Origin of the sequence: Microcystis sp. M165S2 (genome assembly GCF_020245885.1) — a bacterium.
GTDB lineage: Bacteria > Cyanobacteriota > Cyanobacteriia > Cyanobacteriales > Microcystaceae > Microcystis.
In genome coordinates, this window is record NZ_JADBTZ010000119.1 from 1 (window position 1) to 14,533 (window position 14,533).

Annotated in this window: 14 protein-coding genes; 10 read left to right on the forward strand and 4 right to left on the reverse strand. The window is 42.8% G+C overall.

What is annotated here, in order from left to right; genetic code table 11:
- On the reverse strand, window positions 1-504 hold a 504-nt coding region (locus IM479_RS06240), incomplete at its 3' end, for a Uma2 family endonuclease (protein ID WP_287685059.1).
- A gap of 112 nt (window positions 505-616) precedes the next feature.
- The gene (locus tag IM479_RS06245; protein WP_286826124.1) at window positions 617-1,939 is read right to left on the reverse strand and encodes an aminopeptidase P N-terminal domain-containing protein; all 1,323 of its coding nucleotides are present in this window, start codon (window positions 1,937-1,939) and stop codon (window positions 617-619) included.
- 61 nt (window positions 1,940-2,000) lie between these two features.
- On the opposite strand from IM479_RS06245, the gene IM479_RS06250 reads away from it, so the two are divergent.
- From IM479_RS06250 to IM479_RS06295, 10 genes are all read left to right on the forward strand, one after another.
- On the forward strand, window positions 2,001-2,474 hold the full coding sequence (locus IM479_RS06250; protein WP_045358069.1) for a hypothetical protein: 474 nt from the start codon (window positions 2,001-2,003) through the stop codon (window positions 2,472-2,474).
- Between the two features lie 214 nt (window positions 2,475-2,688).
- A complete protein-coding gene (locus IM479_RS06255; RefSeq protein WP_287685060.1) occupies window positions 2,689-3,633 on the forward strand; it encodes a PhzF family phenazine biosynthesis protein in 945 nt (314 codons plus the stop codon).
- A 270-nt stretch (window positions 3,634-3,903) separates the two neighbouring features.
- Window positions 3,904-6,966 (forward strand): FkbM family methyltransferase, encoded by a 3,063-nt coding sequence (locus IM479_RS06260; protein ID WP_287685061.1) that lies wholly within the window; start codon window positions 3,904-3,906, stop codon window positions 6,964-6,966.
- A 24-nt stretch (window positions 6,967-6,990) separates the two neighbouring features.
- Window positions 6,991-8,400 (forward strand): FkbM family methyltransferase, encoded by a 1,410-nt coding sequence (locus IM479_RS06265; protein ID WP_287685062.1) that lies wholly within the window; start codon window positions 6,991-6,993, stop codon window positions 8,398-8,400.
- 28 nt (window positions 8,401-8,428) lie between these two features.
- Window positions 8,429-9,211, forward strand: a complete 783-nt coding sequence (locus tag IM479_RS06270) for a class I SAM-dependent methyltransferase (protein ID WP_287685063.1) — start codon at window positions 8,429-8,431, stop codon at window positions 9,209-9,211.
- A 41-nt stretch (window positions 9,212-9,252) separates the two neighbouring features.
- Window positions 9,253-10,002, forward strand: a complete 750-nt coding sequence (locus IM479_RS06275) for an FkbM family methyltransferase (protein ID WP_287685064.1) — start codon at window positions 9,253-9,255, stop codon at window positions 10,000-10,002.
- 18 nt (window positions 10,003-10,020) lie between these two features.
- Window positions 10,021-10,170 (forward strand): hypothetical protein, encoded by a 150-nt coding sequence (locus tag IM479_RS06280; protein ID WP_287685065.1) that lies wholly within the window; start codon window positions 10,021-10,023, stop codon window positions 10,168-10,170.
- Between the two features lie 18 nt (window positions 10,171-10,188).
- Complete coding sequence (locus IM479_RS06285) at window positions 10,189-10,434, forward strand: class I SAM-dependent methyltransferase (RefSeq protein WP_287685066.1); 246 nt, start codon at window positions 10,189-10,191, stop codon at window positions 10,432-10,434.
- A gap of 17 nt (window positions 10,435-10,451) precedes the next feature.
- Window positions 10,452-11,180 (forward strand): FkbM family methyltransferase, encoded by a 729-nt coding sequence (locus tag IM479_RS06290; protein ID WP_287685067.1) that lies wholly within the window; start codon window positions 10,452-10,454, stop codon window positions 11,178-11,180.
- Window positions 11,181-11,509: 329 nt separating this feature from the next.
- Window positions 11,510-13,555, forward strand: coding sequence for a beta strand repeat-containing protein (locus IM479_RS06295; protein WP_287685068.1), 2,046 nt, complete (start codon window positions 11,510-11,512; stop codon window positions 13,553-13,555).
- A gap of 73 nt (window positions 13,556-13,628) precedes the next feature.
- Here the strand turns inward: IM479_RS06295 and IM479_RS06300 are convergent, their stop codons facing one another.
- Window positions 13,629-13,943 (reverse strand): RpnC/YadD family protein, encoded by a 315-nt coding sequence (locus IM479_RS06300; protein WP_287685069.1) that lies wholly within the window; start codon window positions 13,941-13,943, stop codon window positions 13,629-13,631.
- Between the two features lie 4 nt (window positions 13,944-13,947).
- Window positions 13,948-14,533, reverse strand: a 586-nt coding sequence (locus tag IM479_RS06305) for a DUF2887 domain-containing protein (protein ID WP_287685070.1), incomplete at its 5' end; no start/stop codon positions are given.

The window sequence follows — 14,533 nt, forward strand, 5'->3', positions numbered from 1 at the left end:
ATCTTCTTTGTTAAATTCTGCCAGTTCATAAAATCCCGAAATCAGGGTTAAAACTGATATTTTTAGAGCAATAGGATCGATAATCCAGTATTCAGGAATGCCTCTCACTGCGTATTCTGAACGCTTATAACGGTAGTCATCGTCGGCATTACCGTGGCTCACAATTTCTACAACTAAGAGGGGAGGAAATTCAATCACTGCTGTGGTCATATTTCTAATCTCTTGACATTGTTCGGCAGTTAAAATCATTAAATCTGGAATTCTCGATTTAGCTTTATCGGTGCGAATTCCCACCGTAGCGGGCATAACTTGCCAGTCTAATTGTAGCCTCTCTATTTCCCTTTCTAACACCTTAAATATAGATCTAAGTATCAAAGCATGAAAGCCACTAGCGGGAGGCATGGAAATTAATTCTCCGTTAAATAATTCGTATTTATTATCTGTGGAGTCCCGATAATTTAAATATTCCGCAAAGGTATATAATTTTTCTTTGGTGACAACCATAATAATCTCTAGAAAAAACTTAATTGAATCTCCTTTGAAGATAAATTTTGCCTTTGATCCCCCCTTAATAAGGGGGTTAGGGGGAATCTGACAATTTTTAACACCTAGCTTTTTACTTAGATTCGATATCCTCAACTTTTTTGGGAACTGTTGCAGTTAAAACCTCATTTCCTGTGGCAGTAACTAACACATCATCTTCGATACGGATACCGATACCCCGCCATTTTTCCGGCACTTCCGGCTGTCCTTCAGCAGGTTTAATATCGGGAGCGATATAAATCCCCGGTTCCACGGTTAAAACATGACCGGGCTGCAAAGTTTGCCAAGTTTCTTCGTTAACTTTATAACCTCCTGCATCATGGACATCTAATCCTAACCAATGGCCGGTTCTGTGCATATAAAAAGGCTTATATTTTTCCTCTTTAATTATCTCATCAATGGGTCCGACCAATAGCCCTAAATCCACTAATCCTTCCACAATTGTCCTCACAGCTGTGTCATGAAAAAGATTATAAGGATTACCAGTTTTTACCACTTCAATCGCCTTTAATTGAGCTTCTAGAACAATTTCATAGATAATTTTTTGTTCGGGGGTAAATTTACCATTAACGGGAAAAGTGCGGGTAATATCACCGTTATAGTAATTGTAGGCACAACCGGCATCAATTAACAAAAGCTCATTTTCTTGTACTTGGCGATCATTGTTGATATAGTGCAGAATACAGGCATTAGCACCACTAGCAACAATAGAAGGATAAGCAGGACCCATACCCCCTTCTAGGCGAAAAGTATGCTCAATTTCCGCTTGAATTTGATACTCATAGTGACCAACTTTGGTGAATTCTCTGGCGCGATTATGTGCCTGGGCCGAAATAGCGGTTGCTTTGCGAATATTGTCCAATTCGGCCTCGGTTTTCAGTAAGCGCAAAGGATGGAGAATAAAATTAGTATCCTCTAAAGCAGTCGGTCCGGTGCCGCGACGGGGAAAAGTGGCGATTAATTTTTGCCAGTGATTAAGAACGTTTGTATTAAAAGTTTTGTCCCGTCCGAGATGATAATAAATTCGTTCGGCTTTTTCGAGATATTGGGGTAATTTTTCCTCCAATTCTTGGATAGAATAGGCCTCATCAGCACCAAAAATCTCCTTTGCTCCTTCCACACCGTGGAGATAGCCGGTCCAAGTTTCTTTTTCTGGGTCTTTTGGCTGCACAAACAGGATAAACTGATGTTCGGGGTGATGGGGTGCTAAAATCGCCACCGCATCCGGTTCATTAAATCCTGTCAGGTAAAAAAAGTCACTATCCTGACGATAGGTGTATTCTACGTCATTGTGCATGACCGCCATGGGCGCACTGCGAAAAATTGCGGTTCCATTGCCGATTTTTTCCATTACCTGCTGACGACGGTGCTGAAACTCTCTGCGATCGATGCCCATAGATATTCCTAAAAATGTCACAATAAGTCTTAGATTCTATTATCGCTAATCTTTTTAGTTTATGACACCTGAAGAACCGGATTTTTCCCAAGATATCATCGAAAGGCGCGAGTTTACCCTAGCAGATTTTATCGCTCAAGAGGGGGCGGATTTCCTCAAAGGGGAATCTCCTGTCCCCAAATTAGTGCAGGTAAAGACTGAAATTAAACAGTTTATTGCCGCTAATTTAGGGGATTCTTCGGGAGCTTTGCAGATAATTTTACAGCTTATCGTTGATGAAGAATTAACCAAAGTCAGTCAAAATTTAGATAATCCTGTTCAAGCTTTACAGTTAATCCTAGAAGAAATTTTAGACAATCAAGAATTACTCTATGAATTAGTACACCGAGTCGATGTGAAATGGGGACAATTATACGGGGAACGTCCCTATTTTCAACAACCCAATCAAAAACCTCACCCTGAAGACGAATACACTCACAATTCCGTCAGAGATAAGTTAGTCAGTTTATTAGCCAGATTAGAACCGAATAAGTAGTAGAGCCTATAGCAGTTATTAGGAGACTCCGAGACGATGCCCTATCAAGACATACCTTATCTTTATGAAAAACTCTGTATTTTAATTATTTCTTAATAGAAACCAACAGGACTGACAAGGAGAATCTATCCCTAGACAGAGCGCCGGGGCGGTAACTGGTGAAAATAGGTGTAAGATAAGAAAATTCTCCGATAATTGTTGCCCTATTCCCCGCGTGCCTACCTATTCCTACTATACCGCCGATGTTTTTAGCGATCGCATTTTTGGCGGTAATCCCCTGGCGGTTTTTCCGGAAGCATCTGGATTAACCCGCACCCAGATGCAAAAAATCGCCGCCGAATTTAACTTCTCGGAGACAGTCTTTGTTTTTCCGCCAGAAACGCCCCAAGGCACTAAAAAAGTCCGGATATTTACCCCCAGTACCGAATTACCCTTTGCTGGTCATCCTACCGTCGGCACAGCCTATATTTTAGCCCTAATCGCTGCTATTCCCCCCCACCAAGAAACCACGATTTATCTGGAGGAAGGAGTCGGTTTAGTACCGGTAAAAATTAGCAGGGACGGGGAAAAACCCGTCTATAGTGAGTTAAAAGTGGCACAATTGCCAGAATTAGTGACCGATACTTATGCTCTCGATGATTTAGCGGCGATTCTTTCCCTAAGCGTTGCCGATTTCTTACCCGGTTATCCCCCCCGCGCCTTTTCCTGCGGTCTCCCTTTTTTATTCATCCCCGTGCAAAATCGGGAAACTTTAGGGAGAATCAAACTTAATTTAAGCCTCTGGTCATCTTTACTCGCCCAATCCGCCGCTAATTCCCTTTTTGTCTGCTGTTTTGACCCAGAATCACCCCAATCTCGTCTCTATGGGCGAATGTTTGCCCCCGGTTTAGGAGTTATGGAAGATCCCGCCACCGGTTCGGCTGTGGCCGCTTTAGCTGGGTATCTAGGGGGGTTAGAATCTTCTAGGGAAGGGATGAATCAATGGACAATAATCCAAGGAGTGGAAATGGGCAGACCCAGCAGTTTACAATTAAAGTTCCAGAAAAACCACCGTGACATTACGGAAGTTTCTGTGGGTGGTGCATCAGTTCTAGTCTGCCAAGGCAAGATGATAATTCCTGATGGGGAAACAAAAAGCGATATAAAAGGGTCATTGTGAGAGCAGTTGCCGAAGTTAGTAAAAAGGAGATTAACAATCTTAAAACATTAAGCCTTGCAATGATCAATCTCCGTTTTGTGGGATGGATAAGAATAAATTTGACAGGGTATATCCAAAAATATAAAATTTATAGAGAGATAACCAAGAAAAAAACAGCAGTTATCTTGATGACGGTGTAGTAGGCAAAATGAAGTTATACTTTATTTTTCCGAGAAAATCTGTCAGAGGCAAGGGAATGTCTATAGTTAAAGCCTATTAAAATTAATCATTATGATCACCTCTTATCAGGAACTACAAAAAGAACTTAGTTTGTCGTTACAAGAATTAAATAGTTTTGCCGACAAATTCCAAGAAAGTTATGATGTTATAGTATCTTCAAACGAAATCAATGAACAGCACGGGGTGGGAGTTCTTTTAAAAAGAGTTTTTCCTGATACCAGTGGCATAGTCTCCTTACGAACCACTAATCTCTACGGAGGGGAGCAGGATTTTGGCATCCATAATTTTTGTCTAGATGTGCGCGGTTGTTCCTACGGGGAAATTTTAGTAAAAATCCAAAATTTATTTATTTATTTAAAACCGAAAAGAGTCCTAGTAATTCCCTACTTTATTGAAGATTTTTTGGTAGCCACAGCGATTAAATCTCTCTTTCAAGTCCCGGTTTGTACCTACCTGATGGATGATCAAAACATCTATGTCAGGGCTGTGGCCGATGGTATTGTTAAGCAATTAATCGATAATAGTGATCTAGTTTTAGGCATTTCTAAGCCCCTTTGTCAAGCCTATAGCAAAAAATACGAAAGGAAAATTTGGTTTGTACCGCCCCTAGTTGAAAGTTATTTAATGCCCCCAGAAATTACGGCACCCGATTCTATGGCAAGAGGGATTTTGATCGGTAATATCTGGTCTCAGACTTGGTTAGAAAATCTCAGGCAATTATGTCGAGAATCCCAGATCAAATTAGATTGGTATGGCAATCCTAATCGTCAATGGTTGCAATTCCAAGAAGCAGAGTTAGAACAAGATGGTATCTTTTTTAAAGGTTACTGCAGCCAAGATGCTCTCATCTACTACTTACGTCAAGCCCCTTTTGCAATCGTTCCCACCGCCAGTTCTGAAAACGAGCAAGAGCGGCCCGAATTCGCCTGTTTGAGTTTGCCTTCCCGCATTCCCTTTATTACCGCCGTTGCTAATACTCCGATCATCATTGTTGGTCGTGAAGATAGTGCCGCCGCTCAGTTCGTCAAAGAATTCGACCTAGGAACTGTCTGTGATTATAAAGCTGAAAGCTTATTAGCAGAAATAGAGAAACTGCGAATAGAAAGCAATCAACTGCGGCTCCGTTATTCCAGTCAAAAATTAGCCAAAAGCTTAAAAGCCGATCATTTTGATGATTGGCTCTGGAGATCGTTAGAACAGGGAAAACCCATCGATAATCGCTTTGAACAATTCGAGAAAAATAGCCTTAAGTGTACTGTGATCGTTACCGCTAGTGAAGTCAATCAAAGTCACGGGACAGGAGCCTTGGTCAGAAGAATCTTTCCCGATGATAGCGAGATTATTTCCATCCGTTCCGATAATCACTATGGCGGTGAACAACAATTCGGGGTCTTAAGCTTCCATCTTGACCATAAGAAAATGTCGCGACCGGCGATATTTCAATCAATTCTACAAACTCTCGGACACCATCAAGTCCAAAAAGTTTTTTGTGTCCCTTATTACGCCAGCGATATTCTGACATCGATCGCTATTAAGGAATTATTTAACGTTCCCCTTGCCACCTACATCATGGACGATCAGAATATCTGCGTTCAGGAGATATCCGATGATTTGATGAAAGAGTTTTTAAGCAAATGTTCCGTTCGTTTTGCCACCCATCCCGAACTCCGCAACGCTTACGAGAATAAGTACGGCTACAAATTTTGGCTCCTACCGGCGATCGTTCCCCACCGTCTCATTAATAGTGAAGTTGCCCAAGTTTCTCCCCAACGCTGTCAAGAAAAATGGGGAGCTTTATTAGGGAGTATTTGGAGTCCCCAATGGTTCCAATCGCTTCTCGAAAGTATTCAAGGGGCAGGAATTAAACTAGATTGGTATGGCAATTCTAACTATTATTGGCTCCAAGAATCTCCCGCAGAATTAGAAAAATGGGGACTTTATAGCCAAGGACTTTATCCCGAAGAACAACTAGGACAACAACTACAAGCATATCCCTTTGTTATTGTTCCCACGGGAACCATGGACGAAAGAGATGATCGTACAGAATTGTCTCGTCTTAGTTTACCTGGCCGGATTATTTTTAACCTCGCCACCGCTAACACCCCGGTAATTCTTTTAGGCAGTAATAAAACCTCGGCGGCTAACTTTATTAATCGCTTTCAAATCGGTGTGGTTTGTGATTATACACCTGAAAGTTTGGGAGCAGCTGTGGACTATGTTCTTAACCCCGAAAATCAGCAAAGAATGCGAGAAAATGCCGTTAAGGTAGCGGCAAAATTCTCCGATCAAGATATTAACGATTGGGTGTGGCAGTCCCTAGAAAAAGAACAAGCAGCCGATGACAGATTTGAAGCGATTTTACCTCGATCGCCGATCGATGCCGTGCCTTTTATTGAACCACCCGTCCCCAAAAAGATTTATAAAGACTATGTGCCAGTTTATCAAGTGATGCGTCGTCTGCAAGACCAGGGTTATCAACCGGATTTCGTTATCGATGTCGGTGCCTCCCACGGCATCTGGTCTTTTACCGTTAGTCAATTATTCCCTGAAGCTCGTTATCTTCTCATCGATCCCTTGACTTCCCAATATGAGCAGTTCGCTAGAGATTATTTTATCGGCAATATCCCCGTGGCAGAATTGTTGGAAGTGGCGGTTTCCAATGAAGAAGGACGTTTAAATTTGCAAGTTTCTGCCGATTTTTACTGTAGTTCCCTGCTTAATCCCGCCGATTTGAGAGACTATCAGCCGTTGGAAGTGGTTGTCACTACTATTGATCGGATCGCCGCAGAGCAGCAGATTTCTGGGCGTGGCATTCTCAAAATAGATGTTCAATACGCCGAACATCTTGTCTTAGAAGGGGCGCAAGCACTTCTCCCCCAAGTGGATTTGATTATCGCCGAACTATCCGTGATCCGATACGATGAGAAATCTCTAGTTATTAGTGAAATGATTCATTGGTTAGACCAGTTGGGATTTCGCTATTATGACGAAACAGGAGAATGGCGATCACCAATAGATGGGACTCTCTTGCAAAAGGAAATCGTCTTTATCCGTCAGGATCTATTAGTTCCCGAAACTAACCGAGAAATTAATCAGTTTCCCTCTAAACCTTGATCCTCTATACCTAAAATACACCCCATGATGAAACAATTATTAGCCAAAAATAAAATAGTTCAGCGATTTAAAGCAGTCAAAGATTTATTTCTAGAAAAACTTGATTCCCTCAGTCATGTCCAACTCGAACAACTCCAAAAACTTGCTCAACTGGAGAAACTTAATCAGCTTGATCCCTTAGATTTTAAGGTTCAGCAACTCAATAACTCAACGGAGCAAATCCGACAAGAAAATACAGAAACCAAGCGAAAGGCTGATTTATCACTGGAAAATCAAGCTTATTTGCTGAAGTTTTCCGTAGATATAATTAAAAATATTCAAGTATTGACGGAAAAACTCCAGACAAATCACAGCCAATCTCAAAAACAGCACGAATTAACTCTCGATACTTTCCAGAAAATAGCCAGCGAATCTCAAAAACAGCACGAATTAACTCTCGATACTTTCCAGAAAATAGCCAGCGATGTGCGACAAGACTCCCAAAAACATAGTGATTTAATTCTCGATTCTTTCCAGAGAATTTATCAAGCTTACCAACAGCAAAGCGATGCTATTTTTGGAACCATACAAAAAATACAAGAAAATCTCCGTCAAATCAGCGAAGAGAACCGCCAAATCTTTGAAGATATTCACTCTCAAAAATATAAAGTCATTACCGATCAACAATATTTTCAAGATCTAGACATCGAATTAATGACTTATTTATATTCCTATCTTCCCTATCGTCTTGCAGTAGATATTGGTGCTAATCGTGGCGATGTTTCTAGTCGTCTCCTACAAGTTGGTTATCAAGTTTATGCCTTTGAACCTTTTCCTGCTGTAATCGATAAGCTCAAAAATCGCCTCGGTGATCATCCTAACTTTCGGCTTTTTCCCTTTGCTCTCGGTTCCGAAAATCAAACCCAAGAACTGCATATAGCCACCGATGAAACCGCCGACAACACCTATCAAGATGCCAGCTTTTATAGCAGTTTAACTAAGCATTCTCTTTCCGAAGGTTTAGTATTTAACGATACTATTCCCGTTACTGTTAAAACCCTAGCTAGTCTCCACGATGCCGAGGAATTACCCAAAGATATTGGTCTGGTTAAAATTGACACAGAAGGCTTTGATTTAGAAGTAATCAAAGGTATGGGTAACTATCGTTATCCCGTGGTAGTTGCGGAATTTTGGGATCAAAATTTTCCCTTTGGTCGTTCGGGAGCGATGAATCAATTACCAGATTTAGTCAATGCTATGAAGGAAAGAGATTATCATTGGCATCTAGTTATCTATCGTATTTGGGGCAGTTCCGACGTTAGTTATTACTGTAATTCTGCCTATTCCCTCGATAATTCTTGGGGCAATGTTTTCTTTTTCCAAGATTATCAGGTCTTCCATCAAGCCTTACTTTGGTCTGCTTCTGTTATGCCAGCTACTTATTTTTCAGCTTAGAAACTCAAACCTAATATCGAAGAAGTTTATGGATTATCTCAACTATTTTGCTAACGATTGCCTAAGATATATACCCAGTCACAAGCTAAGGGACAAAAAAGTTTTAGTGGTGGGTTGTAACGATGGCAGGGATTGCCGCTTTTTTCTAGAAGCGGCCGTCGTTCACGGTCTTGATGTTTGCGAAGATATCGGCCAAGGCTTAACTCATGAAAAAGTTTCCTACTTTCAAGAATCAGCCGAATCGATGACAAGACCCGATAACTACTACGATCTAGTTTTTTCCGCCGCTACTATGGAACATATTCCCAATATTGAAGCGGCTTTTTCGGAAATATGGCGAGTGACAAAACCAGGAGGATTAATTTACTGTGTGGCTGCGCCTCTGTGGAATTCCTACGAAGGTCATCATCAATACGGTTTATTTGCCGATTATCCTTGGATTCATTTAAGACTATCAAAAGATGACATATTTCTCTATCTCCAAAAACATAAACAATTAGAAGATTTAAAACCTCTGGTAGCTATACAAGAGCAAGAAGGATTGTTATCAACTTCTTCAGAGTCAGAAAACAAGGACATTTACGCTAAGAATTTAGCAGATTTTATGTTCTCTGACTACTTTAATTTTATGCCTTCAAATCTGTATATGGAAGCAGCTCTTTCCCTTGATGTTTCCTATATTATTCGCAATGATATTTGGCAAGATGGAGAACAATATCTCACCGATGCTATTCTGGCAGAATTAAACAGTAAAGGCTATAGTAAATATGAGGTTCTATCTGTATCTCATACTTATGTCGCCATTAAATAAAATTGAAAAACAAACCCATCAAACTTTCTCCATTAGCTGGTATGAATGATAACCCAATCCAAATTAACCAAAATTATCAAGAAGTATTAGAAAAGTTGAGTGACGAGCAAGTCCTCAAAGAGATTCTTCAGGTTTTTCAACGATTGTCCAATCTCGGTTATCATCCCCAAGTTATCTTTGATATTGGCGCTTCTAATAGTGGGTGGTCTTGTTATGTTAAAAAAGTACTTCCACTGGCCGAATTTTACTTATTTGAACCTCTAATTGATTACTGCTCTGAATATCGAGAATTTATCGAAAAAACCTTGGTAATGTATCCTTCTTTTCATTTGCATAAAATTGCCCTTGGTGAAAAAAGTGGTGATATAACTATCAATGTCTTTCCCGATAGCGTCGTCAGTAGCACTGCCCTAGATATGACTAGCACGGGAATCAAAACTATACCAGTTCCTGTACCAATGTTTACCCTAGATGAAGCGATAACTTCCTTAAATTTGCCCATACCCCAGGTAATCAAAATTGACACCCAAGGCAGTGAGCTATCGATCCTGAAGGGAGCGCAAAAAACCCTCGCCAATGTTGATATTTTAATCTTAGAATCGTGGCTGTATCGGGGCTACGGACCAAATACACCTCTGTTAACGGAAATTGCTGATTGGCTACTACCCTTTAATTTTCGACTTTGGGATGTGGTCGAACCCTACCGTAACGAACAGGGTGTTTTAGTCACTCTAGACTGTGTTTTTGTTAACACAAAATCTGGAATAACTCCCGACTGGTACTATGCTTAACTATACTCAAGGATAATTATGGAAGCTACCAGTTATAAATTTCTGGGGGAAACCTATAAAACTAAAGCCAGATTGGCCCAATTAGCTCTAGACGTATTTCAAAGACTGAAAAACTTGGGCTACCAACCGCAAGTCAACTTTGATATTGGTGCTTCTAATAGCTCTTAGTCAAAAGACAGCCGTGAAGTGCTTCCCAAGGCGGAATTTCATCTATTTGAGCCTCTAATCAACTATGGTCCCGCCTATCTAGCGATTATTCCAGAAAATCTCCGTTTATACCCTGCTTTAGGCGAAAAAAGTGGCCAAGTCACCATGAATATCTTCCCCAATCTGGTGGCCAGTAGTGCTTTAGATTTAAGTGACCCCGACGCTACCCCTGCCACCCTAGACTGTGTTCTTGTCAACACTCGTTTAGAACTAACCCCTAACTGATACTACCAGAGCCACCCATGACGAATTCTGCCTATAAGTCCGTTGCCGATACCTATAAAACGAGGGAAAAGTTTGCTCAGTTAGATTTAGAAATGTTCCAGCGTTTGCAAGCTAAAGGGTTATCCCCCCAAGTTATTTATGATGTAGGGGCCTCGGATGGTTCCTGGTCTAGGGATATTGTTGAGGTGTTTCCCCAGTCTCAGTTTTATCTATTTGAGCCGTTAGTAAACCACGCGCCAGCTTATCAGCAGTTTATGACCGAAAGTTTAAAGCTTCATGACAATTTTCACCTCTATGGGGTGGCGTTAGGAGAACGGGAGGGAACTGTCACCCTGAATGTTTTTCCTAATCTGGTGGCCAGCACCGCCCTCCCGATGGAGGGGTCAGGTTTAGCACTATCGCCCGTGACGGTTCCGCTCCTCACCCTAGATGGTTTAGTGGAGCGGGGAGAGTTACCAATCCCCCAAATCATCAAGATAGATACCCAGGGATACGAGTGGTCTATTCTTAAGGGAGCAGTCCAGATCCTCCCCCAGGTTTCAGTCTTATTGTTAGAGTGTTGGTTATACCGAGGCTATGGACCCCAGACACCTCTGTTGACAGAATTGGCCAATTGGCTACTAGGCTTCGGTTTTCACCTTTGGGACTTGGGGGATGAGTACCGGGACGAGGGAGGGGGGTTGGCGACAGTGGACTGTCTCTTTCTCAATGTGGCCTCAGATATCTGTCCCGCTTGGCACTATTAGTTATTAGTCTCTTTCGTGCAAACAAATCGAATAGGGTTAAAACGAATCGTCACATAATGTTAAATTTGACCGCCTATCTCTCAAATCTGGAATTCCGTGCGCTATGCTAGTAGTTGTTCTTTAATGAGTTAGCAAGCATTTCTAGCACTGGTATCTTCGGTCACACGAAAAAAAGTGGATTTAACTTTAGCTCCCATTGTTATAGTTCTGCTTGACAAATGATAATGCCTCCCCTATGATTGGTTGTGATGCTTCAGAGACGCTTGCAGCTTCTTTGATTTTTAAAATCGTTTCCTGTCCTAGTGTGAGGAGTTTTAGGTAACAAAATTATGGCTATTCCCCAATCTTCAATCATTGCTCTGTCCTTGATGTACACCAAGCTGCCCCCGTCAGCTTCTGACCTTACCTATTGGGCGAGTCCCGCAGGTCAGGCAGTTTCTTGGAATCAAGCGGTGCAGGCATTTTCTACCTCTAGTCAAGCCAAGACAGCCTATCCGATGTTAGCATCCCCTACGGTGCTGTCTCAGAATGCGGCGGCTCGTCGTGATTATGTCACCCAAGCTTTCCAAAATCTCTACGGGATTGCCGCCGATGCCATTCCGGCGGCAGAATTAACCTACTGGGCTGATACCTATCTTCTGTCCTCCCCCCAGGCGATTTTTGATTTTCCAGTCGTTTTAAATCAGTACTCCCCCGCCGCACGCCAACAGGCTTTGACGAACCGCGCTCAGGTAGCAGAAAACTTCGCGGTTGCCATGGCGGCTGATGGCTCCTCCACCTTTACCTCAGCCCAGTATAGTAGTGGCTGGGTCATTGTGAATACGGTCACTGCCGATGCCGCTAGCGTAACGGCGGCTAACGCACAAATTGCTCAATTTATCGCTGGTGGTGGCGGCGGTACGGGAACTACCTTTACCTTGTTAGAACAGGGGGCAGTTCTCACCGCTTCGGCCAGCTCTAAAGTCGCCCCCGCAGGTCAGTTTCTCAACTCCTCTAACAACACCGTTGAGGCTTTAACCTTCCTTCCAAATAGTTTTGTTCAAGACCCTAGTACAGCTGACGCTGATGTTCTGACAGCACAAATCTTGGGTGTGGGTCTAGTTACCCCAAACATTACTAACATTGAGACTATTGAGTTCACTGGGTCGACCGGTGCCATAGCTGATATTGTCAACATCTCTGGAGTCAAGAATTTCGTTATCAAGTCCGGTAACTTGCAGGTTAACACCGCCGAAAAATTCCCCTTGACTCTGGCGGCTGGGTATGCCAATCAGCTATCTCTCAAACTCAACGATACAACAAAAGCTTCGACTGTTAACCTGAATGGTACTGTTGCTGGGACGACTATTGTTGACCTGAACTCCGCTGCTAATGTCAATATTGTTGTCAAAGCTGATAGTGTTCTCAAAAATAGTGACGCAACCGTAGCGACAATAAAGAGTGTGGCGGGAAAGAACAACTTTGTGATTTCAGGCGATAAAAACCTGACCATTGACGGCAAGATTACCGTCACGGACGCTGCCGATCGTTTGGATGCCACTGACTTTACCGGGAAACTGACCCTGAATCTGGGCAAAGACAGTAGTATAAAACAGATTGTCGGCGGTAAGAGCGATGACACCTTCACCCTGACGGCGATAGACAATCAGATTAATGGTGTTAACCTCAATGGAAACGATGGCAATGACACCTTAACCGTTAAAGTTGGTGCGAGTGCTGCTGCTATTAATGGTGTTACCAACGTTGAGACGGTTGTCTTTAAAGAAGCCGCCGCTAACACGATAATCGCCACTGTGGATACCCTTGTGGCAAGTGGTGCGACTTTAACTGTTGATGCTTCTTCCTTCACCACCAAAACCTTAACCTTTAATGGTGCTGCTGAAACTAATGGTTCCTTCAAGATTACAGGTGGTGCGGGGGTCGATGTCCTGACTGGTGGTGCCAAGAACGACACCCTAACTGGTGGCGGTGGTCTAGATATCCTAACTGGTGGCGGTGGTAACGACCAGTTCGTCTTGAATAAAGCCGCTACTGGTAATGGCGTTACAATCACTGACTTCACGGCAGTAGCAAATAATAACGATGTGTTCGCCCTAAGTAATGCCGCCTTTGCCGGCGCTCCAGCAGTGGGGGCCACCTTGGCGGTCAGTGCTGTGGCAGGTGCAACTAACAGTGCTAATACAATCCTCGTGGATACCTTCGCGAACCTCACGGCTAATCAGACCGCCACCAGCAATGTGCGCTTTGGTTACGACACAACCGGCAAGCAGTTGTTCTACGATGCTGATGGTAACTTCAGCGCTGGTACTGTTCTTATTGCAACCTCTACTTTGGCAGTGAATTTAAATGCCAGCAACTTTGCTATCGTCGCTTAATTTCCAGTAAGCAGACGAATCCGAGTTAATTCTTGGTAAAAGACCATCCTTAAAAAGGATGGTCTTTTTTCGGTTATTCTCGAAGGACACCGAATTGATTTAAGAGTTCTTCTCTGGAACACTGTAGGAGTAAAGGGGTAAATTCTTCTGGGGACAATTGTAAAATCCGGCTGATAATCCCTTGCAGTGGTGGGTCTAACTCACCAAAACGGACTCGGAGCAGGTTTTCCACCACCAGACGTTCCCCCTGTTCGAGACCGCGTTCGAGACCCCGTTCTAAACCCCCTTCCAGACCTTGTTCCAGACCCCGTTCTAGACCTTGTTCTTCTCCTTCGGCCAGTGCCTCTTGATAGACTCTCGTTTGTTTTAAATCACTTAGTTCAAACATAGCTTCAATTTCCTCGCGACTTTTCTGGGGGAAATTGGTTTAAGAGTTCCTGCTTGGAACACTGTAGGAGTAAAGGGGTAAATTCTTCTGGGGACAGTTGTAAAATCCGGCTGATAATAGCTTGAATTTCTGGGTCTAACTCACCGAAACGGACTCGGAGCAGGTTTTCCACCACCAGACGTTCCCCCTCTTGCAGACCCCGTTCTAGACCCCGTTCTAGACCCCGTTCTAAACCCCGTTCTTCTCCTTCGGCCAGTGCCTCTTGATAGACTCTCGTTTGTTTTAAATCACTTAGTTCAAACATAGCTTCAATTTCCTCGCGACTTTTTTGGGGTAATTTGTAAATAATGATACTTTCGATGAGGTTAATTAACTGCCGTTGACTGGACTGGTCGGTGATTTCTTCTCTGGTCCGCTCAATTAGGGTTTGAGCAGTCCTCACCGCTGCCGTTTCCGACTCTACTACTAATTTAATCACACCAATTCCTAAGGAGGGATTGTGGGGCAATTCATCGAGATAAATGCGTCTAACGCTTGCTAAATTGAGGATTTCGCCAAAATGTAGGGATTGTTCCCGTTCTACCCCACGA